The sequence below is a fragment of the Amycolatopsis acidiphila genome (genome assembly GCF_021391495.1).
GTDB classification, from domain to species: domain Bacteria; phylum Actinomycetota; class Actinomycetes; order Mycobacteriales; family Pseudonocardiaceae; genus Amycolatopsis_E; species Amycolatopsis_E acidiphila.
In genome coordinates, this window is record NZ_CP090063.1 from 4,041,457 (window position 1) to 4,066,768 (window position 25,312).

General features: G+C 71.6%; 27 protein-coding genes. 7 read left to right on the forward strand and 20 right to left on the reverse strand.

All coding sequences use genetic code 11. The features are described 5' to 3' along the window. Positions 1-8 precede the first annotated feature (8 nt). Genes LWP59_RS19695 through LWP59_RS19725 form a run of 7 tightly spaced genes read right to left on the reverse strand, consistent with a single transcriptional unit; the run spans position 9 to position 7,767 of the window. Positions 9-989 (reverse strand): ABC transporter ATP-binding protein, encoded by a 981-nt coding sequence (locus LWP59_RS19695; RefSeq protein ID WP_144642474.1) that lies wholly within the window; start codon positions 987-989, stop codon positions 9-11. After that, a complete protein-coding gene (locus LWP59_RS19700) occupies positions 986-2,017 on the reverse strand; it encodes an ABC transporter ATP-binding protein (RefSeq protein ID WP_144642473.1) in 1,032 nt (343 codons plus the stop codon). Before LWP59_RS19700 ends, LWP59_RS19695 begins: the two co-directional genes overlap by 4 nt. Beyond that, positions 2,014-2,886 (reverse strand): ABC transporter permease, encoded by an 873-nt coding sequence (locus LWP59_RS19705; protein WP_144642472.1) that lies wholly within the window; start codon positions 2,884-2,886, stop codon positions 2,014-2,016. The genes LWP59_RS19700 and LWP59_RS19705 overlap by 4 nt, the downstream gene beginning before the upstream one ends. Continuing rightward, positions 2,873-3,883 (reverse strand): ABC transporter permease, encoded by a 1,011-nt coding sequence (locus LWP59_RS19710; protein ID WP_144642471.1) that lies wholly within the window; start codon positions 3,881-3,883, stop codon positions 2,873-2,875. The genes LWP59_RS19705 and LWP59_RS19710 overlap by 14 nt, the downstream gene beginning before the upstream one ends. Then, the gene (locus tag LWP59_RS19715) at positions 3,880-5,478 is read right to left on the reverse strand and encodes an ABC transporter substrate-binding protein (RefSeq protein ID WP_144642470.1); all 1,599 of its coding nucleotides are present in this window, start codon (positions 5,476-5,478) and stop codon (positions 3,880-3,882) included. Before LWP59_RS19715 ends, LWP59_RS19710 begins: the two co-directional genes overlap by 4 nt. A 46-nt stretch (positions 5,479-5,524) precedes the next feature. Then, the gene (locus LWP59_RS19720; protein WP_144642469.1) at positions 5,525-6,643 is read right to left on the reverse strand and encodes an NDMA-dependent alcohol dehydrogenase; all 1,119 of its coding nucleotides are present in this window, start codon (positions 6,641-6,643) and stop codon (positions 5,525-5,527) included. A gap of 17 nt (positions 6,644-6,660) precedes the next feature. Further along, positions 6,661-7,767: an NDMA-dependent alcohol dehydrogenase gene (locus tag LWP59_RS19725; RefSeq protein ID WP_144642468.1), complete on the reverse strand. Its 1,107-nt coding sequence runs from the start codon at positions 7,765-7,767 to the stop codon at positions 6,661-6,663. Between the two features lie 190 nt (positions 7,768-7,957). Between LWP59_RS19725 and LWP59_RS19730 the strand changes: the two genes are divergently transcribed. Both LWP59_RS19730 and LWP59_RS19735 read left to right on the forward strand, forming a co-directional pair. After that, a complete protein-coding gene (locus tag LWP59_RS19730) occupies positions 7,958-8,545 on the forward strand; it encodes a class F sortase (RefSeq protein ID WP_144642467.1) in 588 nt (195 codons plus the stop codon). Beyond that, the gene (locus LWP59_RS19735; protein ID WP_186383400.1) at positions 8,542-9,036 is read left to right on the forward strand and encodes a hypothetical protein; all 495 of its coding nucleotides are present in this window, start codon (positions 8,542-8,544) and stop codon (positions 9,034-9,036) included. Before LWP59_RS19730 ends, LWP59_RS19735 begins: the two co-directional genes overlap by 4 nt. Positions 9,037-9,098: 62 nt before the next feature. Here LWP59_RS19735 and surE read toward each other — a convergent pair whose 3' ends face one another. Next, positions 9,099-10,070: a 5'/3'-nucleotidase SurE gene (gene surE / locus LWP59_RS19740; RefSeq protein WP_229857510.1), complete on the reverse strand. Its 972-nt coding sequence runs from the start codon at positions 10,068-10,070 to the stop codon at positions 9,099-9,101. Positions 10,071-10,379: 309 nt separating this feature from the next. On the opposite strand from surE, the gene LWP59_RS19745 reads away from it, so the two are divergent. From LWP59_RS19745 to LWP59_RS19755, 3 genes are all read left to right on the forward strand, one after another. Continuing rightward, complete coding sequence (locus LWP59_RS19745; RefSeq protein WP_233921998.1) at positions 10,380-10,766, forward strand: ribonuclease domain-containing protein; 387 nt, start codon at positions 10,380-10,382, stop codon at positions 10,764-10,766. 124 nt (positions 10,767-10,890) lie between these two features. Next, positions 10,891-11,451 (forward strand): TetR/AcrR family transcriptional regulator, encoded by a 561-nt coding sequence (locus LWP59_RS19750; RefSeq protein WP_229857507.1) that lies wholly within the window; start codon positions 10,891-10,893, stop codon positions 11,449-11,451. Positions 11,452-11,564: 113 nt separating this feature from the next. Then, the gene (locus LWP59_RS19755) at positions 11,565-13,106 is read left to right on the forward strand and encodes a putative glycoside hydrolase (protein WP_144642465.1); all 1,542 of its coding nucleotides are present in this window, start codon (positions 11,565-11,567) and stop codon (positions 13,104-13,106) included. 148 nt (positions 13,107-13,254) lie between these two features. On the opposite strand, the gene LWP59_RS19760 is transcribed toward LWP59_RS19755, so the two are convergent. After that, positions 13,255-13,605 carry a VOC family protein gene (locus LWP59_RS19760; protein ID WP_144642464.1) on the reverse strand — a complete coding sequence of 117 codons (351 nt, stop codon included), beginning with the start codon at positions 13,603-13,605 and terminating at the stop codon, positions 13,255-13,257. Positions 13,606-13,659: 54 nt separating this feature from the next. Here LWP59_RS19760 and LWP59_RS19765 point away from each other — a divergent pair, with 54 nt between their 5' ends. Then, the gene (locus tag LWP59_RS19765; RefSeq protein WP_144642463.1) at positions 13,660-14,106 is read left to right on the forward strand and encodes a MarR family winged helix-turn-helix transcriptional regulator; all 447 of its coding nucleotides are present in this window, start codon (positions 13,660-13,662) and stop codon (positions 14,104-14,106) included. Positions 14,107-14,149: 43 nt separating this feature from the next. On the opposite strand, the gene LWP59_RS19770 is transcribed toward LWP59_RS19765, so the two are convergent. The 6 genes from LWP59_RS19770 to LWP59_RS19795 form a co-directional block, all read right to left on the reverse strand. Continuing rightward, entirely contained in the window at positions 14,150-15,115 is a 966-nt protein-coding gene (locus LWP59_RS19770; RefSeq protein ID WP_144642461.1) for an ABC transporter substrate-binding protein, read from the reverse strand. A gap of 108 nt (positions 15,116-15,223) precedes the next feature. Beyond that, positions 15,224-16,216 (reverse strand): ABC transporter permease, encoded by a 993-nt coding sequence (locus tag LWP59_RS19775; protein ID WP_144642460.1) that lies wholly within the window; start codon positions 16,214-16,216, stop codon positions 15,224-15,226. Next, a complete protein-coding gene (locus tag LWP59_RS19780; protein WP_144642458.1) occupies positions 16,213-17,781 on the reverse strand; it encodes a sugar ABC transporter ATP-binding protein in 1,569 nt (522 codons plus the stop codon). The genes LWP59_RS19775 and LWP59_RS19780 overlap by 4 nt, the downstream gene beginning before the upstream one ends. Continuing rightward, on the reverse strand, positions 17,778-18,617 hold the full coding sequence (locus LWP59_RS19785) for an amidohydrolase family protein (protein ID WP_144642457.1): 840 nt from the start codon (positions 18,615-18,617) through the stop codon (positions 17,778-17,780). The genes LWP59_RS19780 and LWP59_RS19785 overlap by 4 nt, the downstream gene beginning before the upstream one ends. After that, positions 18,614-19,567, reverse strand: coding sequence for an aldo/keto reductase (locus LWP59_RS19790; protein ID WP_144642456.1), 954 nt, complete (start codon positions 19,565-19,567; stop codon positions 18,614-18,616). Before LWP59_RS19790 ends, LWP59_RS19785 begins: the two co-directional genes overlap by 4 nt. Further along, positions 19,560-20,882, reverse strand: coding sequence for an L-fuconate dehydratase (locus LWP59_RS19795; RefSeq protein WP_144642455.1), 1,323 nt, complete (start codon positions 20,880-20,882; stop codon positions 19,560-19,562). The genes LWP59_RS19790 and LWP59_RS19795 overlap by 8 nt, the downstream gene beginning before the upstream one ends. Positions 20,883-20,972: 90 nt before the next feature. Between LWP59_RS19795 and LWP59_RS19800 the strand changes: the two genes are divergently transcribed. Continuing rightward, positions 20,973-21,719: an SDR family NAD(P)-dependent oxidoreductase gene (locus tag LWP59_RS19800; RefSeq protein WP_144642453.1), complete on the forward strand. Its 747-nt coding sequence runs from the start codon at positions 20,973-20,975 to the stop codon at positions 21,717-21,719. A 2-nt stretch (positions 21,720-21,721) separates the two neighbouring features. Here the strand turns inward: LWP59_RS19800 and LWP59_RS19805 are convergent, their stop codons facing one another. The 5 genes from LWP59_RS19805 to LWP59_RS19825 all read right to left on the reverse strand — a co-directional run bounded on the left by LWP59_RS19805 (position 21,722) and on the right by LWP59_RS19825 (position 25,141). Beyond that, a complete protein-coding gene (locus LWP59_RS19805) occupies positions 21,722-22,405 on the reverse strand; it encodes a FadR/GntR family transcriptional regulator (protein WP_144642452.1) in 684 nt (227 codons plus the stop codon). Between the two features lie 5 nt (positions 22,406-22,410). Continuing rightward, a complete protein-coding gene (locus LWP59_RS19810) occupies positions 22,411-22,746 on the reverse strand; it encodes an L-rhamnose mutarotase (RefSeq protein WP_144642450.1) in 336 nt (111 codons plus the stop codon). A gap of 115 nt (positions 22,747-22,861) precedes the next feature. Then, a complete protein-coding gene (locus LWP59_RS19815) occupies positions 22,862-23,488 on the reverse strand; it encodes a response regulator (RefSeq protein ID WP_144642449.1) in 627 nt (208 codons plus the stop codon). Next, positions 23,488-24,708 carry a sensor histidine kinase gene (locus LWP59_RS19820; protein WP_144642448.1) on the reverse strand — a complete coding sequence of 407 codons (1,221 nt, stop codon included), beginning with the start codon at positions 24,706-24,708 and terminating at the stop codon, positions 23,488-23,490. The genes LWP59_RS19815 and LWP59_RS19820 overlap by 1 nt, the downstream gene beginning before the upstream one ends. A gap of 13 nt (positions 24,709-24,721) precedes the next feature. Continuing rightward, positions 24,722-25,141, reverse strand: a complete 420-nt coding sequence (locus LWP59_RS19825) for a hypothetical protein (protein WP_144642447.1) — start codon at positions 25,139-25,141, stop codon at positions 24,722-24,724. Between the last annotated feature and the right edge of the window lie 171 nt (positions 25,142-25,312).

Below are 25,312 nucleotides of genomic sequence, written 5' to 3' on the forward strand. Positions count from 1 at the left end.
GCTTTCCCCTACTGTTCGTCGGACATCATCGGGAAGTGACAGGCGACGCTGTGGCCGGGCGCGAGCTCCCGCAGCACCGGCGCCTCGGCGGCGCAGCGGTCGCGGGCGAACGGGCACCGCGTCCGGAACCGGCAACCGCTCGGGGGCGAGATCGGGGATGGCGGCTCACCCCTGAGCGGCACCGGCTCGGCGTCGCGGGCGGCGCCCGGCTCCAGCTTCGGGATCGACGACAGCAGCGCGACGGTGTAGGGGTGCAGCGGCGCGCGGTAGAGCGCCTCCGCGGGCCCGATCTCGCACAGCTGCCCCAGGTGCATCACCGCGACGCGGTCGCTCACCTGCTTGACCAGCGCCAGGTCGTGGGAGATGAACAGATACGACAGGCCCAGCTCCCGGCGCAGCCGCTCGAACAGGTTCAGCACCTGCGCCTGGATCAGCACGTCCAAAGAGGACACTGCCTCGTCGCACACCACGAGCGCCGGGTCGAGCGCGATGGCACGGGCGATCGCGACCCGCTGGCACTGCCCGCCCGACAGCTCGTGCGGGCGGCGCCGGGCGTAGCTGTCCGGGTTGAGCCCGACCAGGTCGAGCAGCTCCCGCACGCGTGACTCGCGGTTGCCCGCCCGGTAGCCGACGAGCGGTTCCGCCACGATCTCCGAAACCCGCCACCGCGGGTTCAGCGAGCCGTAGGGGTCCTGGAAGACCATCTGCAGCTGCCGCCGCGCCTCGGTGAGCCCGCGGCTGCGCCTGCGCATCAGGTCCTCGCCCTGGAAGTACACCTCGCCCGACTTCGGGCGCGGCGCCTGCAGGATCGAGCGGGCCAGCGTGGACTTCCCCGAGCCGGTCTCCCCCACCACGCCGAGGGTCTCCCCCGTCGCGAGGTCGAACGACACGTCCGAGACGGCGTGCACCACGCCGCCCTTGACCCCGCCCCGCCCGCGCGCGGTGAACTCCTGGACGACGTTGCGGACGCTGAGCAGCGGTGTGGTCATCGGTCGCCTCCAACCTCGCACGGGTGCCAGCACGCCCACCAGTGACCGGGTTCGTGCTCGGTGAACGGCGGCGCCGTCGTCCGGCATTCGTCGGTGGCGCGGGGGCAGCGCGGCGCGAACGGGCAGCCCGCCGGCAGCGCCGTGAGGTCGGGCGGCTGCCCCGGAGTCACCGGCAGCTCCGCGTGCGGCGGCCGTTCGAGCCGCGGGATCGCCCCGAGCAGCGCCTGGGTGTAGGGCATCCGGACGCGGGCGAACAGCGTGCTCGCCGGCGCGTACTCGACCGCCCTGCCCGCGTACATCACCACCACGTCGTCGGCGTAGCTCGCCGCCAGGCCCAGGTCGTGGCTGATCAGCACGATGGCCGTGCCCAGGCGCTGCCGCAGCTCGGCCAGCAGCCGCATGATCTGCGCCTGGGTGGTCACGTCCAGCGCGGTGGTCGCCTCGTCCGCGATCAGCAGCTTCGGCTCGCCCGCCAGCGCGATCGCGATCATCACGCGCTGGCGCATCCCGCCGGAGAGCTGGTGCGGGTACTCGTGGAACCGCCGCTCGGGCGCGGGCAGCCGCACCAGCTGCAGCAGCTCGACCGCGCGGTCGTGCGCGGCCTGACGGCTCACCTTGGCGTGCGCGCGCACGGCCTCGGTGATCTGGGTGCCGATCCGCATCGTCGGGTTGAGCGAGCGCGCCGGATCCTGGAACACCATCGCGATCTCGGCACCGCGGATGCGCCGCATCTGCTTCTCCGAGCGCCCGAGCAGCTCCCTGCCCTCGAACCGGGCCGAGCCGGTGACGCGGGCGGCCGGGGGCAGCAGGCCCATCAAAGCCCGGGAGCTGACGCTCTTGCCCGAGCCGGACTCGCCGATGACGGCCAGCGTCCGCCCGGCCTCGAGCCGGTAGGACAGCCCGTTGACCGCGTGCACGCGGCGACCGCGGGTGACGAACCGCACCCGCAGGTCCTCGACCTCGAGCAGCGGCTGGTGTCCACTCAGGACGGACACGGGCAGGGTCTGCGCGGCTTCTTCGACACTCATCGGCCACTCCAGCGGGAGCGCAGCGTCTCACCCAGGAGGTTGAACGCCAGCACGGTCAGGAAGAGCACGAGACACGGCCAGACCACGAGCATCGGCGTCGCCGACAGGCTCTGCTGCCCCTGGGAGATCATGTTGCCCCAGCTCGGCGCGGGCGGCGGGATGCCGAGCCCGAGGAAGCTCAGTGCGCCCTCGATGACGATCGTGATGCCCATCCCCAGCATGGAGAAGGTCACCAGCTGCGGCAGGATGTTCGGCGCGATGTGCCGGAACAGCATCCGCGGCACCCGCGTGCCGCACAGGTCCGCCGCCACCATGAACGGCTGCTCGCGCAGCCGCAGGGTCGCCGCCCGCGAGATCCGCGCGAACGCCGGCACCGAGAAGAACGCCAGCGCCAGGATGGTGTTGGTCTGGCTGGGCCCGAGGCTCTGCGCGACGGCGAGGGTCAGCACCAGCGACGGGAACGCGATCAGCACGTCGAGCACCCGCATGATCACCGCGTCGAGCACCCCGCCCGCGTAGGCGCTCACCGCGCCCAGCGTGCCGCCCAGGACGAGGCCGAGCGCGTTCACCGACAGCCCGACGATCAGCGATGAGCGGCCGCCGTAGAGCAGGCGGGACCACACGTCGTTGCCGTTGGGGTCGGTGCCGAGCAGGTGCCCGGGGGAGAACGCGGGCAGGTTGGACGAGAGCACGTCGCCGCCGGTCGGGCCGGGCACCGGGCCGACGAGCGGCCACACGAAGCACGCGCCGACCACCAGCACGAGCAGGACGAGCGGCACGACCAGCTCGAGGTGCCGCAGCCAGCCCCGGCCGAGCCCGCTGTCGTCCTTGAGCAGGACGGCCGACGCGCCGGCCTCAACTATCGCCATAGCGGATCCTCGGGTCGAGTACGGCGTAGAGCAGGTCGGTGAGCAGGTTCGCCAGCACCGCGACGATGGCGAAGACCACCACGCAGGCCTGCACCACCACGTAGTCCCGGGTGTTGATCGCCTGCAGCAGCAGCTGGCCGATGCCCGGCAGCGCGAAGATCTGCTCGATGATCACGGTCGCGCCGATCAGCGTCCCCAGGTTCAGCCCGACGACGGTGAGCAGCCCGAAGGAGGAGTTGCGGAACGCGTGCCGCAGCAGCACCTGCCACGGCCCGATCCCCTTCGCCCGCGCCGTCACGATGTAGTCCTCGCCCTGCAGCTGGTCCACCAGGTCCCCACGCAGGAACCTGGTGTAGAAGCAGAACAGCGGGAACGCGATCGCGACCGCGGGCAGGAACAGCGAGCGCAGGTTCTCCCCCAGGCCCTGCCCGACGGGGACGAACCCGATGGCGGGGAACACGGTGAACCGGACGGCGAACAGCAGCACCAGCAGCAGCGCGAACACGTAGTTGGCCACCGACAGCCCAGTGATGCTGACCAGCATGCTGATCCGGTCGACGAGCCGGTTGGGCCGGTAGGCCGCCAGCAGCGCGACCGGCACCGCCAGCCCGAGCGAGATGACGAAGGCGAGCCCGACCAGCTCCCCGCTGACGGCGAGGCGGGAGCCCAGCTCGCCGGTCACCGGCTGCCCGCTGACCAGCGAGTTGCCCAGGTCCCCGTGGAGCGCGCCGCCGAGCCAGTGCAGGTAGCGCAGCACGGCGGGCTGGTCGAGGCCCATCTGGTGGTTCAGCGCGGCGACCTGGGCCGGGGTGGCCTCGGGGCCGAGCAGCAGCTGGGCCGCGTCACCGGGGATCAGGCTCAGCACCAGGAAGGTGAGGATGCTGACGCCGAGCACGATCGGGATAGCCATCAGCAGCCGCCGCACGACCAGGCGCAGGCTCGGTGAGTGCAGGACGTGGCTGAGCGCGCCCGGGGCGCGGGCCTCCGCGACGGTCATTTGGCCATCCAGACGCCGTCCCACTGCACCCCGGTGTTGACCAGCAACGGCGGGATCTTCGTGGTCAGCCCGGGCCCGTGCACGCCCCTGACGGAGAGGTTCGTCGGGGCGAAGGCCAGGATGTAGGGCGCGTAGGCGTTGTCACTGACATACTTGCCCGCCTGGGTGTACAGGGCGTCGCGCCCGGCCGGGTCCACATCGGCGGCCGCCTGGTTCAGCAGGTCGTCGAGCTTCGGGTCCGCCACTCCGCTGAACGGCGAGGTCGCGGAGAAGCGGAACGAGACGCCGACGCCGGCCGCGGGATCCCACGACCCCGCGGTCTGCAGCATCGCCTGCCAGCGGTTGGAGTTGAAGTCGCCGATGAGCGCGTTCAGCTCGTCGGAGTGCATGACGACCTTGATGCCCGCGGCCTCCCACTGGCTCTGCAGCGCGGTGTTCGCCTGCTCGGCCACGTAGTTTCTCAGGGTGCCGAGGTCCACCGTGAGCCCGCCGAGCTCGGCGACGAGCGCCTTGGCCTTGGCCAGGTCGTAGGTCCGGTAGCCGGGCACGATCTCGTGGTAGAACAGCCCGCCGGGACCGGTGAAGGTCTGCGCGGCGGGGTACCAGTCCTTGAACAGGCCCTTGCGGATGGCGTCGACGTTGGTGGCGTAGTAGATCGCCTCGCGGGCCTTCTCGTTGTCGAACGGCGCGGTCTTGGTGTTGAGCTGCACCACGTACGGCGAGGTCGGTGGCTGGACGGTGACGGTCAGCCGCTTGTCCGACTGCGCCTGCTCGATCAGCGGCGTGGTGACCATGCCCTCGTAGGCCTGTGCCTGCCCGGCCTGCAGTGCCTGGTAGGCGGGCTGGTCGCCGCCGATGGTCTTGAACGTCAGCTTGTCCAGGTACGGCTGGCCCTGCTTGTAGTAGGACTCGTTGCGCACCAGGCTCAGCTGCGAGCTGAGCTGGTCGCCCTCCACCTTGAACGGTCCCGCGCCGACGGGGGTGATCTTGAACTGGTCGGGGCCGAGCTTCTGCAGCGCCGCGGGCGAGGCGATCCAGTTGACGTTGGACACCAGCATCGAGTTGATCACTGCGGCGAACGGGCGGCTGAACTTCAGCACCACCGCGTTGCCCTCGGTGCTGATCCCGCCCTGCTCGACCAGCGGCCAGCGGGGCGCGCAGGTGCAGGTCGAGCTGACGTCGCGGGTGAAGTTGAACGCGACCGCCGCGGCGTCGAAGGCCGTGCCGTCGCTGAACTTCACCCCGTCCCGGAGGGTGATCTTGACGGTCTTGCCATCGGGGCTCAGGTCGTAGCCGGCCGCCAGGTCCGGCACGACGCGGGCGTTCCCGCCGTTCTCGTCGGCGTCGAGCCGGAAGAGCCCGCCGAAGATCGCGTTCATCTGGCTGAGGTTCGCGCCGCCGGTGGTGTTGGTGGCGGGGTCGAGCCCGCTCGGCCACGCCCCGGCATAGCCGCCCGCCTCCAGCACGGTGAGGCTGCCGCCCCGCTGGGGCGGTCCGGCGGCGCCGTTGCCGCCGGACTGGCCGCCGCCACCACACGCGGCGACGACGAGGGCGACCGCCGCGAGGGCGAGTAGCTGCTGAATCCTGGTTCTCACGGAATCTCCCGCTCCGTTGCGAAGTGACCCGGTCTGTTGTGGACGGTCAGTGCTCGTGCACGATGACCCCGCGGATGTTCTTGCCCTCGAGCATGTCCTCGTAGCCCTCGTTGACCTGCTCGAGCGAGTACCGCCGGGTGACCAGCTCGTCGAGCTTGAGGTCACCCGCCCGGTAGAGGTTCAGCAGCCGCGGCACGTCGTAGAGCGGGTTGCTGTCGCCGAACAGGGCGCCGCGGATCTGGCGCTGGTAGCCGATGAGCATCCCGGCCGGGAAGTGCACCGCCCTGTCGCCGAGCTTGCCGACGGCGGTGACGGTGACCTTGCCCGCCTTCCCGGTGACCTGCACCGCGGCGTTGACGATCTCCTCGGTGAGCACCCCGGGGGTGCAGATGGCGTGGTCGGCGAGCTGGCCCCAGGTGGTCTCCACCACGAACTCATGCGCGGACCGCGCGTCCGCGAAGGTGTGCGTCGCACCGAACACCTTCGCCATGTCCCGCTTGAACTCCACAGGATCCACCACCACGACGTTCTTCGCCCCCGCATACCGCGCGCCCTGCACCGCGTTGCTGCCCACCCCGCCCGCGCCGTAGACGACGACCGTCTGTCCCGCGCGCACCCCGGCCGCGTGCACGGCCGAGCCCCAGCCGGTGGGCACGCCGCAGCCGACGAGCGCGGCGATCTCGAACGGGATGTCCTCGGCGAGCGGGATGCAGGCCCATTCCGAGACCACCGCGTACTGCGAGAAGGTGCCCAGCGTGCAGAAGCCGCCGAGGTCCTCGTCGTCGAGGTGGAAGCGGAACGTCCCGTCGAGGAACATCCCGGTCCCGGCGTTGAGGCCCTTCTCGCACATGTTCTGGTGCCCGGTCGAGCACGGGCGGCAGCTGCCGCAGGCCGGGATGTAGGAGCACACGATCCGGTCGCCGGGCTTGACCCGGCGCACGTGCGGCCCGACGGACTCCACGATGCCGGCGCCCTCGTGCCCGCCGACCACGGGCAGCCGCACGGGCGCGTCGCCGCGGGTGATGTGGTCGTCGGAGTGGCACAGCCCCGAAGCGGCGAACTTGACCCGGACCTCGTGCGCCTTCGGCTCGTCGAGCCGCAGCTCCACGATCTCCCACGGGGTGTGCGCCCTGCGGGTGATGGCGGCGCGCGTCGTGATCGGCATTGCGGACCCCTTCTGCCTCAGTGTTCGTGGACGATGACGCCGCGGATGTTCTTGCCGTCGAGCATGTCCTGGTAGCCCTGGTTGACCTCGTCGAGCGAGTACCGCCGGGTGATCAGCTCGTCGAGTTTCAGGTCACCGGAGCGGTAGAGGCCCAGCAGGCGCGGCACGTCGTAGAGGGGGTTGCAGTTGCCGAACAGCGCGCCCTGCACGCGGCGCTGGTAGCCGATCAGCATCCCGCCGGGCGCGTCGAGCTGCCCGGGACCGACGGCGGTGATGGTGACCTGGCCGGACTTGCCGACGACCTGGAGTGCCGAGTCGATCACCTCGTCACCGAGGACGCCGACGGTGATGAGGGCGTGGTCGGCGAGCTGGCCCCAGGTGGTCTCCACCACGAACTCATGCGCGGACCGCGCGTCCGCGAAGGTGTGCGTCGCACCGAACACCTTCGCCATGTCCCGCTTGAACTCCACAGGATCCACCACCACGACGTTCTTCGCCCCCGCATACCGCGCGCCCTGCACCGCGTTGCTGCCCACCCCGCCCGCGCCGTAGACGACGACCGTCTGTCCCGCGCGCACCCCGGCGGCGTGGACGGCCGTGCCCCAGCCGGTCGGGACGCCGCAGCTGACCAGGGCGGCGACGTCGAACGGGATGTCGTCGGGGATCTTGATGCAGGAGTACTCCGAGAGCACCGCGCGCTCGGCGAAGGTGCCCAGCACGCACAGCCCGCCGAGGTCCTCGCCGTCGAGGTGGAACCGGAAGGTGCCGTCGGCGAACTCGCCGGTCGAGGCGTTCTTGCCCTCGTCGCACAGGTTCTGGTGCCCGGTCGAGCAGTACCGGCACTTCCCGCAGGCGGGGATGAACGAGCACACCACGTGGTCGCCGACCGCCACCCTGGTCACGTCCGCGCCCACGGCCTCCACCACGCCGGCGCCCTCGTGCCCGCCCACCACCGGGAAGCGCATCTGCGCGTCGCCCTTCTGGATGTGGTCGTCGGAGTGACACATCCCCGCGGCGTGGAACCTGACCCGGACCTCGGTGGCTTTCGGTTCGTCGAGCTCGAGGTCGACGATTTCCCAGGGGCGCCGGGGTTCCCGGCAGATCGCGGCACGCGTGGTGATCATCTGGCTCCCCGTTCTTCGGCAGTGGCTCCACGATCCGCTGCCACCGCGACGGCAGCCAGAGCCATTCCATCCGGCGAAAGGGGTGCTGCGTCCCCCGGCACCACGCAGGTCACGAATCGGTGTCGGCGGCAACGTCCGCGCCCGCTCCCGCGCCTTGTCGTTACCAGGGCCGCGAACCGGGGGGACGACCATGAGACGCGCACTGTCCGCTGTTGTCCTGCTGCTCGCCGTCGCGCTGCTCGGCGGCTGCGCCACCCGGCAGCCCGCCCCGGCCGTCCCGCCGCCCCCGGCGACCACCTCCGCGCAGGCCGGGCTGCCGCCGGCGGAGCCCGCCGCGATCGACATCCCCAGGATCGGCGCGCACTCGAGCCTGGTGCCCCTGGGGCTCAACCCCGACCACACCGTGGACGTGCCGCCGGTCAGCGAACCGCAGCAGGCGGGCTGGTACCGGTTCGGCTCGACGCCCGGCGAGGTCGGGCCCGCGGTGATCCTGGGGCACGTCGACGGGAACAAGCAGCTCGGGATCTTCTACCGCCTCAAGGAGCTCGTCCCCGGCGACCGCGTCTCGGTGTCGCGTGTGGACGGTTCCACGGCACGGTTCGTGGTGAGCAGGGTGGAACAGGCCGACAAGGACGTGTTCCCCTCCGGCGCGGTCTACGACGACACCGCGGACCCGGAGCTGCGGTTGATCACCTGCGGCGGCAGCTTCGACCACGCCGCGCACAGCTACCGCGACAACATCATCGTTTTCGCGGTGTTCGAAGGAGCTGAGGGATGAACAGGAAGACGCTTCTCGTATCGGCCGGCCTGCTCGCGATCGCGGGCGGCCTCGTCACGGCACCGGTCGCGAGCGCGACCGCGCCACCGCCGACGCTGCGGGTCGGCCCGTCGACCGTGCTCGCCGGCCAGACGGTGAAGTTCAGCGCGTACTGCGCGGGCAACGCGAGCGAGGTGACGTCGCCGGGGCTGGCGGCCCCGGTCAGCCTCAGCAAGGGGTTCGGGTACGGCAGGGCGGGCGCGAGACCAGGGCACTACACGGCGAGCTTCACGTGCTCGGGCAGCGGTGGCCCGGTGGGCAACGGCACCGCGACGGCGGAGTTCGCCGTCGTCTGCTCGGTGCCCACGACGAAACCCACCACGCCGACGTCGACACCCACGACTCCGCAGGAGTCGACCACGAGCGCACCGCCGACCAGCACGACGGAGCCGACCACGACGGCCGAGACCCGGTGCGTCACGGCGACGAGCCCGGCCAGGCCCCGCAGGTGAAGGTCCGCCCGCAGGGCGCGCCGGAGACCGGCGACGGTTCGATGGCGACCGGGTAGACGGCGTCAGCGCACGGGCGCGGGCTGCGGCAGGGGCCCGCTCATCCGGCGCTCGTCCTCACCGACCGAGCGCAGGGCGGTGAGCGTCGGATGCCCGGCGGCCAGCAGCGCCGCGTCCGTGCCCGGTTCCAGCTCGCCGTCCACCTCGACGGTCGTCAGTTCCAGGACGCCGTCGCGCACCCGGCGCACCCGGCTCTGGGCCTGGCCGAACGACGCGAGCCGGGCCCAGTTCAGCGGCCGCAGCTCGCCGCACGGGCGGTCCGGGACGTTGAGGTTGAGCACGGTTCCCGCCTCCATCGCGGCGAGCGCCGGCAGGAGCCCGGCCACGATCTCGGTCGCGCTGTCCCAGTGCGGCGCCGCGTTGCCGCCGAGTCCGACGTCGAGCGACACCGCCAGAGCCCGCACGCCGTTGATGCCGGCTGTCAGTGCGGCGCCGACCGTGCCCGAGTGCAGGATCGCGCGGCCGACGTTGGCACCGCGGTTGACGCCCGAGAGCAGCACGCCGGGCCGGACGCCGAACGCCTCGTGGCTGCCGATGAGCGCGATGAGCCCGGGATGCGAGGCGACCGCGTGGGCGTCGACGCCGGGCAGCCCCGGCAGCGTCCGGGGCTCGACGACGATCTCGCGGTTGTCGGTGGCCGCGGTGAGCCCGGCGCTCGTGCCGCTGGCCTCGGCCACGGGCGCGGCGACGACGGTGTGCCAGCCGCGGTCGCGGGCGCACCGGGCGAGCGCGTGCAGGCCCGGTGAGTCGATGCCGTCGTCGTTGGTGACGAGCACGGTCGTGGTCACGGGAAGCCGGACGTCCTTTCCTGGTCGCGGGAACGGCGGGTGACGCGCTCGGCCGGCGCGCGGACCGGCGTGCACGACCTCCAGCGCCGGACCGTCCACATACCCCGCCTGCCGCCCGGTCAATCGCGAGTTGCCGGCGATGCCGGGGAAGGCTGAGTCCTGCACGACCAGCGGGTGGTGGCCGAACACCAGCGTCGGCTGCTCGCGGTGCGCGGCCAGGTCCCGGCGGAACCAGTCGCCTCGCCGCCGGCGGCACGGGCGCCATGCGGCCCAGCCCGTCGTCCCGGCGGGTGAAGGCGCATCCTGGCATGCGCCCGAAGCTAGGCGGCGCCGCTGAACGACGGCCGGGCTTTGCCGCGTCGACGGGTGTCGCGCAGGTGAAGATCGGATGGCGGCGCGACCCGACTATCGTCGGAAGTTCACACGGAATCGGTTGACCCTGTTGGTTTCCGCGCCCGATCATCGGATCGTCGTGTCTCCCGATCCGGAGGTCTGCCCGTGTTGCGAAGGTCCCTTTCGGTGCTCGCGCTGCTGTTCGCGCTCTGTACCACCGTTCTGGTCACGCCGGCGAGCGCCGCCGTGTACGACTCCTGCTCGGTTTCCGGCTGCTCGGCGGCGAAAACCGCCTACAACGGCTGGAACGAGCTCGGCTTCCCGCGGTCGGCGGGCTGGTATGCCTGGCCCTACGGCCAGTACAACTACTCCGGCGGCGTCTTCCAGAACCGCGAGGGCGAACTGCCCGCCTGCGACAGCTTCAACGAGTACGACGTCAACCCCCGCGCGAAGGGCGCCGCCCGCGACGCGGCGCGCATCGTGCGCGACGTGACCACCGGCGTGGTCTGGTACACCCCCGACCACTACGTCAACTTCTACCGCATCGTCTGACCCCGGTCCCGCCGGTTGTGGCGGTCCGCCCGGATCGGCCACAACCGCACGGCGGCGACGTCCCGTCCCGGGTTAGAGTGGTAAGCGGACCCGGGTCCGCTCAGCGAGTGACGGGAGGAGCGCCGTGCCGGATCGAGCCCTGCGGGCCGACGCCCGGAACAACCGCGAACGCCTGCTGACGGCCGCCGCCGAGACCTTCGGCCGCGAAGGCACCCAGGCGTCGCTCAAGGCCATCGCACGCGAAGCCGGGGTCGGGATCGGCACGCTCTACCGGCGGTTCCCGACTCGCGAGGCACTGGTCGAGGCCGTGTACCGCAACGAGGTCGGCCGGCTGTGCGCCGCCGCACCGGAACTGCTCGAGCAACTGCCGCCCGCCGACGCGTTGCGGGCGTGGATGGAGCGGTTCGTCGACTTCATGGCGGCGAAGCAGGGCATGGCGGACGTGCTGCGCGCGGTCCTGCTGTCCGAAGAGGACCGCTTGCACACCCGCGACCTGCTCCGCTCGGCCATCGCGACACTGCTCGACGCCGGCACCGCCGCGGGCGTGGTGCGGCGCGGGCTGGCGCCGAACGACGTGCTGATGGGCCTCGGCGGGATCACCATGATCGCGGGCGAGGAGGACCAGCGGGCGCCGGCCACCCAGCTGATCGATCTCCTGCTGCACGGCGTCCGCACGCCGAACTGACGGTTCCGGTAACCCGGACGGGCGAGCGCGGCCACCCGAACAGGTGGCAGCGAGCATGAGCTGATCTTCGGGCGGGCACTTCTCGCTCAGTGCGCCGAACGGGAGGAGCTCGCATGGATCCGCGCCCGGCCCTGCTGGCGGCGCTCGCCGGCGCCATGGTGCTCGGCGCGGTCCACACCGGACTCGCCACCCGCCCGGAAAGCCCGGTGGTGCACGGGCTTCGCGACGGGGCGGTCACGACGGCGACCGTCTTCGACCGGATCAGCGTCAGCAGCGCCGACACCCACGGGCTGCGGGTCCTGCTCGATGGGCGCGAGATTCCCTTCACGGCCAAGGGAGATCACGTCCAGCTGCCGCGGATGGAGCTGTCCGAGGGCAGGCACACCCTGATCGCGAGCGTCGGCGCGGTGCCACAGCTCACGGCCGCCAAGGTCACCCGCACGTTCACCGTCGACGACACCCCACCGCGGATGTCGGTGGAACCCGTCCAGGCCGACGACCTGCACGCACCGCTGACCGTCCGCGGGTCCGCCCCCGGCGCTCGGATCGTCACCCTCAACGGCAGCCCGGTGCCGGTCGACGAGGACGGCGGCTTCAGCACGACGCTGCCCAGCCCGCCAGCCTACCTCGACCTCGCCGCGGCGGACCCGGCGGGCAACGTGGCCACGACCGAGACCCCGGTGCCCACCAAGCACCCGCGCATGCGCGGGGTGCACATGACCGCGCTCGCGTGGGCCTCGCCGGAGCTGCGCGAGCCGGTGCTGCAGATGGCCCGCGACGGGCTCATCGACACCGTCGAGCTGGACATCAAGGACGAGGACGGGGAAATCGGCTACGACTCGCAGGTGCCGCTGGCCCGCGAGATCGGCGCGGCGAAGAAGTACTACGACGCCCGCGCCACCCTGGACCAGCTGCACGCCCTGCATCTGCGCGTGGTGGGCAGGCTCGTCGCCTTCCGCGATCCGGTGCTGGCCCGCGCCTCCTGGGATGCCGGAAAGCACGACCGACTGGTCCAGACCACGGATGGTCAAGCGTGGGCGAGCGGCTACGGCGACTACACCTTCACGAACTTCGCGAACCCGGAGGTTCGCGACTACAACGCCGACCTCGCCACCGAGGCGGCGGAGCTCGGCTTCGACGACATCCTCTACGACTACGTGCGCCGCCCGGAGGGCTCGCTCGACCGGATGCGGCTGCCGGGCCTGCAGGGCACGCCCGAGCAGGCGATCGCCGACTTCCTGGCGCAGAGCCGCGAAACGGTCCGCGCGCACGGCGCGTTCCTCGGTGCCTCGGTCTTCGGCATCGCGGTCACCCGCCCGACCCAGATCGCACAGGACATCCCGGCGATGTCCCGCGAGGTGGACTACATCGCCCCCATGGTCTACCCGTCGCACTGGGGCAGCGGGGAGTACGGCATCGACGATCCCGAGTCCGCGCCGTACGACATCACCGCGCGCTCGCTGGCCGACTTCGGGCGGCAGGCCCAGCAGGGCCAGGCCGTGACCATCCCGTGGCTGCAGGCCTTCAGCATGCGCCGGACGTATGGGCCCGAGGAGATCCGGGCCCAGATCACCGCGGCGAAGGACAACGGGATGGACTCGTTCCTGTTGTGGAACGCGGCCTGCCGCTACGACCCCGCCGCCCTCACTCCGTGACCCACGGCGGCCACCGCCCGCGGCGACGCGAACGGTGGTGACGCGCTTCACCTGAACGCCACCCGCCCGCCGCCCGTGTTCCTGGACAGGAGGGAGCGTGAGTAGCGTGCGGGATGACTGCGAGCCCGGCGGTCGCCGGGCGGCGGCCCTAGAGGTCGGTGGCCCGCTCGTGCCGCGGCTCGTACAGCCCGACCTCCCCGCCGCCGGGCAGCCGGAGCCGGGTCAGCCTGCCCCAGCCGGCGTCGGTGACGGGCTCGGTGAACACCACTCCGCGGTCGCTCAGCTCCGCCACGGTCGCCTCGACGTCGGCGCACATGAAGTACAGCTCGTGCGCCTCCGGCCCCTCCGTAGGATGGACCGCGATCTCCGCGGGTGGCAGCCTGAAGATCAGCCAGCCGTGCCCGGCGTCGACGTGCGGGAAGCCGAGCACGTCCCGGAGGAAGCTCCGGTCGGCCTCGGCGTCGCGGCTGTGGACGATGACGTGCGCACCATTGATCACCCGGCAAGCCTAGGGCTTTCCGGGACCGGCATCACGACGACGAGGGGACGAGCGGTGACCACGAACCCGGCAGTGCCGGTGACCGACAGCGGCGAGCTCGCGGCCCGGCTGTTCGTGTCGATCGGCAGGCTCACCCGGTCGGTGCGGCGCCAGGAGCCCGCCGTGCTGACCCACGGCGAGATCTCGGCGCTGATCACGCTCGTCCGGTCCGGGCCGCTGCGCCTGAGCGACCTGGCCGGGAAGGAGGGGGTGACCTCGCCGAGCATGTCCCGCATCGTCACCGACCTGACCGAGAAGGGCTTCGTCCGCCGCGAACGCGTCGCCGCCGACCGGCGGGCGTCGCTCGTCATCGTCACCGACGCCGGCGCGTCGATCGCCGGGGACGCCTGGCTCACCGTCGCCGAGGAGCTGCGCAGGCGGGTCGACCTGCTCGGCGATGCCGAGCGGGCGGCGATGCGCGCCGCGCTGCCCGCCCTCGAACAGCTGACCGGGCGCGGCTGACGGGCGTGGGCCGGGCAAGGCGTTACCCGGCCCACGCCGCCGGCTACTGGTAGAGCGCGGCCTGGATCTTCGGGTCGCCGATGTTCGTCTTGTCGTACCAGTAGTAGGCCGTGTCGATCCGCTTGGGCAGCTGCTGGCCGTTGATCGCCTTGAGCGCCGCGTCCACCAGCTGCCTGCCGATGTCGACCGGGTCCTGGGTGATGGCACCGGCCTCGGCGCCGCTGTTGATCGCGTCGATCTGGGCCTTGCCCGAGTCGAACCCGGCGATGGTGATGCCCGTCTTACCGCTTTCCTGCACGCCCTTGATGACCCCGATCGCCGAGCCCTCGTTCGAGCCGTAGATCCCCTTGAGGTCGGGGTTGGCCTGCAGGATCGACTTCGTGATGTTGGCCGACTGCAGCTGGTCGCCGCCACCGTACTGCGGGGGCAGCACGGTGATGCCGGGCGCGTTCTGCCGCATCCAGTCGAGGAACCCGTCGCGGCGGTCCTTGCCGGACAGGCTGGTCTGGTCGTGCACGACCATCGCGACCTTGCCCTGACCGCCGATCTGCTCGGCCAGGTGCTTGGCCGCCTCGGCCGCGGCCGCCTTGTTGTCCGTGGCCACCGTGGTCGCCGGGATGTCGCTGTCCACCCCCGAGTCGAACGCGATCACCGGGATCTTCTGCGACTTGGCCTGCTGCAGCAACGGCGCCGCCGCGCGCGAGTCCAGCGCGGCGAAGCCGAGCGCCTGCGGCGACTTGGCCAGCTCGTTGGTGAGCATGTTGACCTGCTGCTCGACGTCCTGTTCGGTGGCCGGGCCGACGAAGGTGATCCGGGCGCCCTTCGCGCTCGCCTCGTCCTCGGCGCCCTTCTTCACGGCCTGCCAGAACTGGTGCTGGAAGCCCTTGGACACGATCGCGATCAGCGGGCCGTTGCCGCCCGCGCCGGAGCCGCCGCCCTGCCCGCACGCGGCGAGGCTCACCGCCAGCGCGGCACCCGCGATCGCCGTGACGATCTTCGGAATCTTCATTGCCAGAACTCCTTTGTTCACAGCCATCTTTGATGAGCGGCGACAGCCGCTTGGTGGGACCAGTCAGCTCGCGCCGCAGCCCGCACCGGTAGGCAAACTCGAGAACATCTAGGCTTCCTTCTTCCGGATGCGGTCGGTGTAGACGGCGACGAGGATGACGCAGCCCAGGATGACGTTCTGCCACTCCTGGGGGATCGACATGATCTGCAGGCCGTTGTTGAGCACCGAGATGATCAGCGCGCCGATCAGGGTGCCGATGATCGAGCCCTTCCCGCCCGAGAGGGAGGTGCCGCCGATCACGACGGCCGCGATCGCCTGCAGCTCGTAGCCCATGCCGGTGGCCGGCTGCGCCGACCCCAGCCGCGCCGAGATCATCACCCCGGCCAGGCCGGTGAACAGCCCGGCGAACGCGTAGATCGCGAGCTTCCACCTCCGCACGTCGATGCCCGAGAGCGCGGTCGCCTCCTCGTTGCTGCCGATCGAGTAGGTGTAGCGGCCGAGCACGCTCTTGGTCAGCAGCACGCCCGCGAGCACCGCGACGACGAGCAGGATCAGCACCGCGTTGGGCAGGTTCGGGATGAGCTCGCCGGAGGAGAGGTCGGTGTAGCCGGCCACGTCGGTGAAGTAGATCGGGGTGCTGTGCGACAGCACCAGCGCCAGCCCCTCGGCCACGAGCATCATGGCCAGCGTCGCGATGAACGGCGGGATCTTCAGCAGCGCCACGTTGATCCCGTTGACCAGTCCCACCAGCCCGCCGAACAGGATCGCCAGCGGCACGCCGAGGGCCAGCGGCAGGTGCATGTTCACCATGAACACCCCGGACATCACCGCGCACAGCGCCATCCCCGTGCCGATGGACAGGTCGATCCCGGCCGAGATGATGACGAACGTCGTGCCGGTCGCGAGCGTGCCGATCACCACGGTCGAGAACAGGATCGCGATGAAGTTGCCGTAGGAGAAGAAGAACGGGCTGACGATCGAGAAGAAAGCGTAGATCACGATGAGGCTGCCGAACGCGAGCAGCTGCTGCAGCCTGCTCCTGATCACGCCCGTCACGCCGCCTGCCTGACGCTCCCCCGGCTGCGCTTTGACCGCTGTCATGGCTGCCCTGCCTCCTGTTCCCGGCCGCCCGCGCCGAGGCCGAGCTCGGCGGCGTCCGCCGGGTTCTCGTCCGGCCGCAACGTCGCGTAGTGCATGATGTTCTCCTGGCTCGCGTCGGCGGCGTCGAGCACGCGGGTGACCCGCCCCTCGCTCATCACCACGACGCGGTGCGACATGCGCAGGATCTCCGGCAGCTCCGAGGAGATCATGATGATGGACTTGCCCTGCGCGGCCAGCTCGCCCAGCAGCTGGTAGATCTCCTCCTTGGCGCCCACGTCGATGCCGCGGGTCGGCTCGTCGAAGATCAGGATGTCGCAGTCCTTCGCCACCCACTTCGCGATGACGACCTTCTGCTGGTTGCCGCCGGAGAGGTTCTTCGCGGTCTGGTCCAGGGACGGGGTCTTGATCCGCAGCGTGCCGACGTAGCGCCCGGCGTCGGCACGCAGCGCGCGGTCGCGGACGAACCCGGCGGTGGTGAACCGCTCCCGCAGCGCCGAAAGCGCGATGTTCGCCTTGACGTCCTGGTCCAGCAGCAGCCCGAACCGTTTGCGGTCCTCGGACAGGTACCCGATGCCGAGCCGGGCCGCGTCGGCCGGGTTGGCGATGCGGACCCGGTTGCCGTGCAGCGTCACCGTGCCCGCGTCCATCCGGTCCGCGCCGACCAGCGCCCTGGCCACCTCCGTGCGCCCGGCGCCCATCAGCCCGGCGAAGCCGAGGATCTCCCCGTGCCGCAGGTCGAACGACACGTCGGTGAGCAGCGCCTTCGTGGTCAGGCCTTCGACGCCGAGTACCACCTCGCGGTCGGCCCGGACGCCTTCGGGACGGGCACCGGTGTCGATCGCCCGCCCGACCATCAGCGCGATGATCTCCGCCGTGCTCGCGGTGCCCGCGTCGAGGGTGTCGATGTACTCGCCGTCGCGGATGACGGTGACCCGGTCGGCGATGCGCTTGATCTCCTCCATCCGGTGGGAGATGTAGATGACGCCGGTGCCGGGGTGGACGAACCGGCGGATCAGCTCGTGCAGCGTCTCCACCTCCGCGTCGTTGAGCGCCGCGGTCGGCTCGTCCATGATCAGCACGCGCGGCTCGTACGACAGCGCCTTGGCGATCTCCACCATCTGCTGGTTGGCGACGGTGAGCTCGCCGGCCACCGTGCGCGGGTCCAGCGGCAGGCGCAGCCGCTCCAGCAGCGCGGCGGCGTCGGCGTTGAGCTTGCGCTCGTCCAGCAACAGCCGGGCGCGGCGGGGCTCGCGGCCGATGAAGATGTTCTGCGCGACGCTCAGGTGCGGCACCAGGTTGAACTCCTGGTGGATGATGCTGATGCCGAGCCCCAGCGCGTGCCGCGGGCCGGCGGGCTCGTACGGCTCGCCGCCGAGGGTGAAGTGCCCGGCGTCGGCGGTGTGGATGCCCGACAACAGCTTCATCAGGGTGGACTTGCCCGCACCGTTCTCGCCGACCAGCGCGAGGACCTCGCCCGAACGCAGCTCGAGGCGCATGTCGTGCAGGGCACGCACGCCCGGGAAGCTCTTGCCGACGCCCTCGGCCTCGAGCAGGGTCTCGGTCATCGCGCCCGCTCCGGTACCCCGTACACGGCGTTCGCGGTGCCCGACGTCACGCGGGCCCGCTCGTCGCCGGACAGCTCGTCCAGGAACGCCGAGTAGACCTCCCAGGCGGGGCCGTACCCTCCGAAGTGGACTGTCATCGGCCAGTCACCTCCGTACATCAGCCGGTCCGGTCCGAACAGCTCGAACGCCGCCTCGACAGCGGGCCGCACGGCGGCCACGGTGAACGGCGCCCCGGGCATCTGCAGCCCCGAGAGTTTCGCGACGGTGTTGGGCCTGCTCGCGACGTCACGCATGACGCGCAGCCAGGCCGCGAAACCATCGGGGTCCCTCGGCGGTTTGCCGAGGTGGTCCAGCACGATCGTCAACCCGGGCAGGGCCGCCGCGAGCTCCGCGGTCCGGCCGAGGTGGCGCGGCCACGCGTCGGGGACATCGAAGGGCAGACCGCGCTCGGCCAGCAGCGCCAGCGAACGCCGCACGGCGGGCAGCGCGAGGAACTCGTCGCGGGGGTCGTCGTGCACCAGGTGCCGGACGCCGCGGAACGCGGGATTGCCCTGGTAGCTGTCGAGGTGGCACTCCGCGGTCGCGGGATCGTCGAGGCGGACCCACCCGACGACCCCGGCGACCCAGTTGTGCGCACCAGCCTGCGCGAGCAGGAACTCGGTGTCGGCCGCGGAGTCCTCGGCCTGTACGAGGACCGCCGCGGCGACGCCCGCGGCGTCCAGTTCGGACCTGGCCCGCTCGGCGGTGAACGTCGTGTGCAGCGGGCCCTCCGGGGGCAGCCACGCGTACTCGCTCACGGTCAGGTCCCACAGATGCAGGTGGGTGTCGATCGTCATGACCGGATCAACCCCTTGTCCCGCAACGTCGTCCACAGCTCGTCGGGCACGCTGCCGCGCGACCGCTCGTGGTTCTGCCGCACCTCGTCCGCGGTCGCGGCACCGGCTACCACGGTGCGCACCACGGGGTCCCGCAACGGGTAGTGCAGCGCCGCGGCGGGCAGCTCGACCTCGAACTCCGCGCAGACGGCGGCGATCTCACGCGCCTTCACGAGCACATCGGGCGGCACCGCCGCGTACTCGTAGTGCGCCGACTCCGACGGCGTCGCGGTGGCGAGCAGGCCGGAGTTGAACACCGCCGCGGCGACGACCTCCACCGACCGCGCCCGGCACTCGGGCAGCACCTCGTCGAACGCGCTCTGGTCCAGCAGCGTGCACCGGCCCGCCACCATCAGCACGTCGAGCAGCCCGGACCGGGCTCCGGCGGCGAGCGCCTCGACCGACTTGGACCCCATGCCCACAGCCGAGACGAGTCCTTCGTCGCGCAGGGCGGCGACCGCGGGCAGCCCCTCGGCCAGCGCCGCGCCGAGTCCGTACTCCTCCGGGTCGTGCAGGTACACGAGGTCGACCGAGCCGAGCCCCAGCCGCGCCAGCGACTCGTCGAGGCCGCGGCGCACGCCGTCGGCGGAGAAGTCCCACACCCGCCGGTGGCCGGCGGGCACGTGGAACAGGTTGGCGACGTCGAGCCCCACTCCCCCGGGGTCGGGGACGAGCAGCCGGCCCACCTTGGTGGACACCACGAACTCCTCACGCGGCTTCGTGGCGAGGAACGCCCCCAGGCGGCGTTCGGACAGCCCGAGACCGTAGTGCGGCGCGGTGTCGAAGTACCTGATCCCGCACTCCCAGGCGGTTTCGAGCACGGCGTGTGCCTGCTCGTCGCCCATCGGCGCGTACAGGTTGCCGAGGTTCGCGGCGCCGAGGCCCAGCGGGCCGGTGGGAGCACTAGCCATAGGTGTACTCCACAATGGACTCCCGCCGCATCTCCGTGCCGGCGCCGGGCGCGCCCGGCGGGAAGTACCGTCCGCCGCGGACCTCGACCGGGGTCACGAAGTGCTCGTGCAGGTGGTCGACGAACTCGATCATCCGGTCGTCCGCGCTGCCCGAGACCGCGACGTAGTCGAACATGGCCAGGTGCTGCACGGCCTCGCACAGCCCGACCCCGCCCGCGTGCGGGCACACCCGCACGCCGAACTTGGCCGCCAGCAACAGGATCGCGATGTTCTCGTTGACCCCGGCCACCCGCGTCGCGTCGAGCTGGAGCACCGAGAGGGCCCCGGCCTGCAGGAACTGCTTGAACAGCACGCGGTTGGCGGTGTGCTCGCCGGTGGCGACCGGGATCGGCGCCACGGCCCTGGCGATCGCGGCGTGCCCGAGCACGTCGTCCGGGCTCGTCGGCTCCTCGATCCAGGCGATGCCGAACGGGCGCAGCGCGGCCATCCACTCGATCGCGTCGGCGACGTCCCAGCGCTGGTTGGCGTCCACGGCGATGCGGATGTCCGGTCCGCACGCGTCCCGCGCGATGCCGAGCCGGCGCAGGTCGTCGTCGAGGTCGGCGCCCACCTTCAGCTTGATCTGGGTGAAGCCGTCGGCGACCGCCTCCCGGCAGAGCCGGGCGAGCTTGTCGTCGTCGTAGCCCAGCCAGCCGGGTGTCGTCGTGTACGCGGGATAGCCCTCGGCCAGCAGCCGCGCCTCACGCTCGGCGCGGCCCGGCTTCGCCGCGCGCAGGATTTCGAGCGCCTCGTCGCGGGTCAGCGCGTCGGTCAGGTACCGGAAGTCGACGAGGTCCACGATCTCCTCGGGGCTGAGCGACGCGAGCAGCTGCCACAGCGGTTTGCCCTCGCGCTTGGCGCGCAGGTCCCACAACGCGGTGACCACCGCGCCGATCGCCATGTGCATGATCCCCTTCTCGGGACCGAGCCAGCGCAGCTGCGAGTCGTGCACCAGCTCCCGCCACATCCCGCCGAGGTCGGCCAGCGTCGCCTCGACGTCGCGCCCGGCGAGATGGCCTTCGAGCGCGCGCAGGGCCGCGACCTGGACGTCGTTCCCCCGGCCGATGGTGAAGACGAAGCCGTGGCCTTCCAGCCCGTCCTCGGCGTCGGTCAGCAGGCGCAGGTAGGCCGCGGAGTAGTCCGGGTCGGGGTTCATCGCATCGGAGCCGTCGAGCGTCCGCGACGTCGGGAACCGCACGTCGTGGGTCTGCAGGGCGGTGAAACAGGGCACGAACACGCTCCCTTGTATGACCGGCGTCACGCAGACGATAGACATCGGATGTATTTACCGTCAAGGCTCGCGTCCGGTCCCGGTTTTCCCTAGCATTCCGGCGCAGACACCCGACCACTGAGGCGAGGGAGCGGGATGAGCGAGTTCGACGGCCTGACGGCGGCGGTGACCGGCGGCGCGTCCGGGATCGGCGCCGCGGTGGTGGCCGCGCTGCGGGCGCGCGGCGCGCGGGTGGCGGCGCTGGACGTCCAGCCGGTGTCCGAACAGGACGGTGTGCTCGGCGTACGGGCGGACGTCACCGACGACGCCTCCGTCCGGGAGGCGATCGAGACGACGGTGGCGCGGTTCGGCGGTCTCGACATCCTGGTCAACAACGCGGGCATCGGCGCGCAGGGCACGGTCGCCGACAACCCCGACGCGGAGTGGCTGCGCGTGCTCGACGTCAACCTGCTCGGGATGGTGCGCACGAGCCGCGCGGCGCTGCCGCACCTGCGACGCTCGCGCGCGGCCGCGATCGTGAACATCGGCTCGATCGCCGCGACCGCCGGCCTTCCGCAGCGGGCGCTCTACAGCGCGACGAAGGGCGGGGTGGTGGCGCTGACGCGCGCGATGGCCGCGGACCATCTCCCCGAGGGGATCCGCGTCAACTGCGTGAACCCGGGCACGGCCGACACACCGTGGATCGGCCGGCTGCTGGACAAGGCCGAGGATCCCGCCGCCGAACGCGCCGCGCTCGAAGCCCGCCAGCCGCACGGCAGGCTCGTCGCACCCGAGGAGGTCGCGCACGCCGTGGTCTACCTCGCGAGCCCGCTCGCGGCGTCGACGGCGGGCGCCGGCCTCGCCGTCGACGGCGGCATGCAGGACCTGCGCCTGCGCCGCTGAAGCTACGCCTGCTCGACGAGCGTCTGCCGGAGCCACTGCTCGACCCCGGCGACGTGGAGCGTGGCGACCGCGCGGGCGATGTCCACCTGCCGGGTCGCGAGCGCGTGCTGGATCGCCCGGTGCTCGGCGAGGGTCTGCGCCACCACGCCTTCCTGGGTGACCCCGCGCCACGTCCGCGCGCGCTGCGTGCGGCCGGACACGCTCTCCAGCAGCGAGGCGAGCACGGCGTTGCCCGATCCGGCGGCGATCCGGCGGTGGAACTCGAGATCGTTGTCCACCAGCTGTTCCACCGTGGGCTCGGCGCCGAGCGAGTCCAGCAGCACGGCGAGTCCCTCGATGTCCGTTGTGGACATCCGCATCGCCGCCAGCTCGGTGACCGCCGGTTCGATGGCGCGGCGGGCCTCCAGGAACTGCAGCACGGTGTCGTCGCGGTGGAAGTCCACCACGAAGCCCATCGCGTCCATCAGCAGCGACGGCTCGAGACTCGTCACGTAGGTGCCGTCGCCGCGCCGGACGTCGAGGACGTGGATCAGCGACAGGGCGCGCACGGCCTCGCGCAGGGAGTTGCGGGACAGGCCGAGCCGTTCGGCGAGGTCGGGTTCGCGGGGCAGCCGGTCGCCGGGCTTCAGCTCGCCGTCGACGATCATCTGCTTGATCGCCTCGATGGCGTCGTCGGTCACGGACATCGCGCTCAGCCGGCTTTCCGGGCCACCTGGCCGGCGAGGCTCCACAGCAGCGGGAGCCCGTCGTCGGCGCCGGAGTAGTCGTCGGGCTGGGCGTGCAGCGGGCCGACCGTCGCCTGCCACCGCACGTTGGCGGGGTGCTCGCGCAGCGCGTGCCGCATCGCCCGGTAGTCCTCGACGTCGATCAGGTGGAACAGCTGCCTGCCGTCGCGCCAGATCCGCCAGTCCCGCACCCCGTGCTCGGCGAGCGCGGCCGCGACGTCGGCCGGAATGCCGCGGTGGATCGCCTCGTAGTCGGGTTCCGCGCCGGGCTTCAGCTGGGTGTGCAGGGCGATCTGCGGCATCCGTGTGCTCCTTCCCGCATCGCTGCAGGCAGGATACATCGGATCTTTCCGTGAACGACCCCCGTCACGGGCCCTCAGTTGGGCGGTCTTTTCCGGGAACAGATCGGATGACTGCCTAGCCGAGCAGACCGCGTTGGTAGGCGACCGCCACCGCGGCGGCGCGGTCGCGGACCCCGAGCTTGGTGTAGATGTGCAGCAGGTGGGTCTTGATCGTGGTTTCGCTGATCAGCAGCCGCCGGGCGGCGACCTGGTTGGTGGCGCCCTCGGCGACGAGCCGCAGCACCTCCAGCTCACGGGGGCTCAGCGCGTCCGGGGCGTTGGCGCCGACCAGCCCGATGAGGGTGCTGGCCACCGACGGCGCCAGCACGGACTGGCCGGCGTGTGCGGCGCGCACCGCGCGCAGCAGCTCGTCGCGGGGCGCGTCCTTGAGCAGGTACCCGGTCGCGCCCGCGTCGATGGCGGGCAGCACGTCGCGGTCGGTGTCGTAGGTGGTCAGGATCAGCACGCGCGCGGGATGGCCCAGCTCGCGCAGCCGTGCGATGGCCTCGACGCCGCCCATGCCCGGCATCCGCAGGTCCATGAGGATCACGTCGACGTCGTGCTGCTGGGCGAGGCGCACCGCTTCGGCACCGTCGCCCGCTTCGCCGACGACGTCGAACTCGTCGTCGCCACTGAACAGGCCCCGCAGCCCGTCGCGCAGGATGGGGTGGTCGTCGACGATCAGCAGCCGGATCGATGTCATCACAACGGCACCGCCGCGTTGAGGGTGGTGCCGTAACCGGCGCCGGACTCGATCGTCAAGGTGCCCCCTATGCGCGCCAGGCGCTCTCGCATCCCGACCAGACCGTAGCCGTCGGTCGTGGCCTCCGGATCGAACCCGCTCCCATCGTCGTGCACGTCGAGCAGCAGGGCGTCCTCGAGGTAGGTCAGCGTGACCGCCACCTGCGTGGCGTCCGCGTGCTTCGCGACGTTCGACAACGCCTCCTGCGCCACGCGGAACAGGATGTCCTCCACCCCGGCGGCGGCACGCACCGGCGTCCCGGTGGTCTCGACCCCGGCGGCGACGCCCGACCGGTCCGACCATTCCCGGGCGAGGACGCCGATCGCCTCGGGCAGGTCCACGCCCTCGAGCTGTCCCGGGCGCAGCGCGCGCACGGACCGGCGCGCCTCGGTGAGGTTGGCGCGCGCGAGCGACGCGGCGAGTTCGAGGTGCCGGGACAGCTGCCCCGGGTCGTGCCGGACGTGCTCGGCCGCCGCGAGCTGCGCGATGATGCCGGTCAGCCCCTGGGCGAGCGTGTCGTGGATCTCGCCGGCGAGGCGCTGGCGCTCCTCGACGACGCCTGTGTCACGGGCCTGTACCAGCAGCCGCGCGTGCAGCTGTGCGTTCTCCGCCATGGACAGCTCCAGACGGCGGTTCGCCTCCGCCAGCTGGTCGATGACGCGGCCCCGCTCCTCGTTCTGCTCCAGGGCGCGGTTGGTGATGCTGGCGGCGTTGAACACCAGCCCGAGCAGCACCGCCGCGACCACCAGGTAGGTGAGGCTCTGCCCGTTCAGCCCGGTGGGATAGCCGCCGGACAGCGACGCGGACACGATCAGCGCGCTGACACCGAAACCCGCTGTGCGCCAACGTTTTCCGAGCGGGTAGGCGAAGAGGAAGCCGGAGTAGGCGAAGATCCCGAACGTCAGGTCGATCCCGACGAGCACGCCCGCCAGCACCGAGTGGACGGCGTAGGCGAGCACGTGCTTCGTCGTGGGGGTACCGGGGCGCAGGCGTGCGGTCACCGCCACCGACCAGATCGCGGCGGCCGCCACGAAGACCGCCTCCAGCCGGACGCGCGCCGACGGGTCGCCGGGCACCGCGAACGAGGCCACCGTCGAGACGGCGAGCAGCGGCACCGGCAGGAACCGGCGCATGCGGTCGAGCCGCGCCTGCCACGGGTCGTCGACGGTGCGGTCGTTCACGTGCTCGATGATGTCACTTCGCGGCGTTTTGCCGGACCGCGAACCTGCTGCGCAGGTACCGCCCGTTGGCCACGGCGGCGACCCCGGTCATGATCAGCCCGCACACGCCCTGCTCGATCTTCATCCACACGGGGAAGGTGCCCGGCAGGGCGATGATGACCACGATGGCGACCGGCGTGATGACCGAGACGATCCGCAGCCGCCGGAACGCCCCGCGCGACCCGCGGGCGGCGCGGGTGGCGAAGAGGATCAGCAGCACGGCGGTGATGACGACGATGACCGCGCGCGTCCAGACGGCGGGCGTGACCACGGCGGGGTCGTTCCGCATCAGCACGATGGCGGCGAGGGTCAGGATGCTGATCGCGAGGTAGCCCGCGATGAGCCGGTGCACGCTTCGGAATGCGCTGTCGGCGCGGGGGTCGTTGGGTTCCACGGTCGTCCTTCGCGTCGGTGGGCCGGTCGCGGACCAGTGTCGGTTGCGCACCGGGCCGTCCGGATCGACCGCGAAGCCTTCCTTCGTTGTCGCTTGGGGCGATGCCGGCATCCTCCGATCGGAGGATGCCGCCGAAAGGCGAGGGGTATAGGTCGTTATACGCTCGTGTCG

Coding starts and splice junctions, on each gene's coding strand:
- LWP59_RS19695 (WP_144642474.1), bottom strand. CDS start 989: ATGACCACACCGCTGCTCAGCGTCCGCAACGTCGTCCAGGAGTTCACC.
- LWP59_RS19700 (WP_144642473.1), bottom strand. CDS start 2,017: ATGAGTGTCGAAGAAGCCGCGCAGACCCTGCCCGTGTCCGTCCTGAGT.
- LWP59_RS19705 (WP_144642472.1), bottom strand. CDS start 2,886: ATGGCGATAGTTGAGGCCGGCGCGTCGGCCGTCCTGCTCAAGGACGAC.
- LWP59_RS19710 (WP_144642471.1), bottom strand. CDS start 3,883: ATGACCGTCGCGGAGGCCCGCGCCCCGGGCGCGCTCAGCCACGTCCTG.
- LWP59_RS19720 (WP_144642469.1), bottom strand. CDS start 6,643: ATGCCGATCACGACGCGCGCCGCCATCACCCGCAGGGCGCACACCCCG.
- LWP59_RS19725 (WP_144642468.1), bottom strand. CDS start 7,767: ATGATCACCACGCGTGCCGCGATCTGCCGGGAACCCCGGCGCCCCTGG.
- LWP59_RS19730 (WP_144642467.1), top strand. CDS start 7,958: ATGAGACGCGCACTGTCCGCTGTTGTCCTGCTGCTCGCCGTCGCGCTG.
- LWP59_RS19735 (WP_186383400.1), top strand. CDS start 8,542: ATGAACAGGAAGACGCTTCTCGTATCGGCCGGCCTGCTCGCGATCGCG.
- LWP59_RS19755 (WP_144642465.1), top strand. CDS start 11,565: ATGGATCCGCGCCCGGCCCTGCTGGCGGCGCTCGCCGGCGCCATGGTG.
- LWP59_RS19770 (WP_144642461.1), bottom strand. CDS start 15,115: ATGAAGATTCCGAAGATCGTCACGGCGATCGCGGGTGCCGCGCTGGCG.
- LWP59_RS19775 (WP_144642460.1), bottom strand. CDS start 16,216: ATGACAGCGGTCAAAGCGCAGCCGGGGGAGCGTCAGGCAGGCGGCGTG.
- LWP59_RS19780 (WP_144642458.1), bottom strand. CDS start 17,781: ATGACCGAGACCCTGCTCGAGGCCGAGGGCGTCGGCAAGAGCTTCCCG.
- LWP59_RS19785 (WP_144642457.1), bottom strand. CDS start 18,617: ATGACGATCGACACCCACCTGCATCTGTGGGACCTGACCGTGAGCGAG.
- LWP59_RS19790 (WP_144642456.1), bottom strand. CDS start 19,567: ATGGCTAGTGCTCCCACCGGCCCGCTGGGCCTCGGCGCCGCGAACCTC.
- LWP59_RS19795 (WP_144642455.1), bottom strand. CDS start 20,882: ATGTCTATCGTCTGCGTGACGCCGGTCATACAAGGGAGCGTGTTCGTG.
- LWP59_RS19800 (WP_144642453.1), top strand. CDS start 20,973: ATGAGCGAGTTCGACGGCCTGACGGCGGCGGTGACCGGCGGCGCGTCC.
- LWP59_RS19805 (WP_144642452.1), bottom strand. CDS start 22,405: ATGTCCGTGACCGACGACGCCATCGAGGCGATCAAGCAGATGATCGTC.
- LWP59_RS19810 (WP_144642450.1), bottom strand. CDS start 22,746: ATGCCGCAGATCGCCCTGCACACCCAGCTGAAGCCCGGCGCGGAACCC.
- LWP59_RS19815 (WP_144642449.1), bottom strand. CDS start 23,488: ATGACATCGATCCGGCTGCTGATCGTCGACGACCACCCCATCCTGCGC.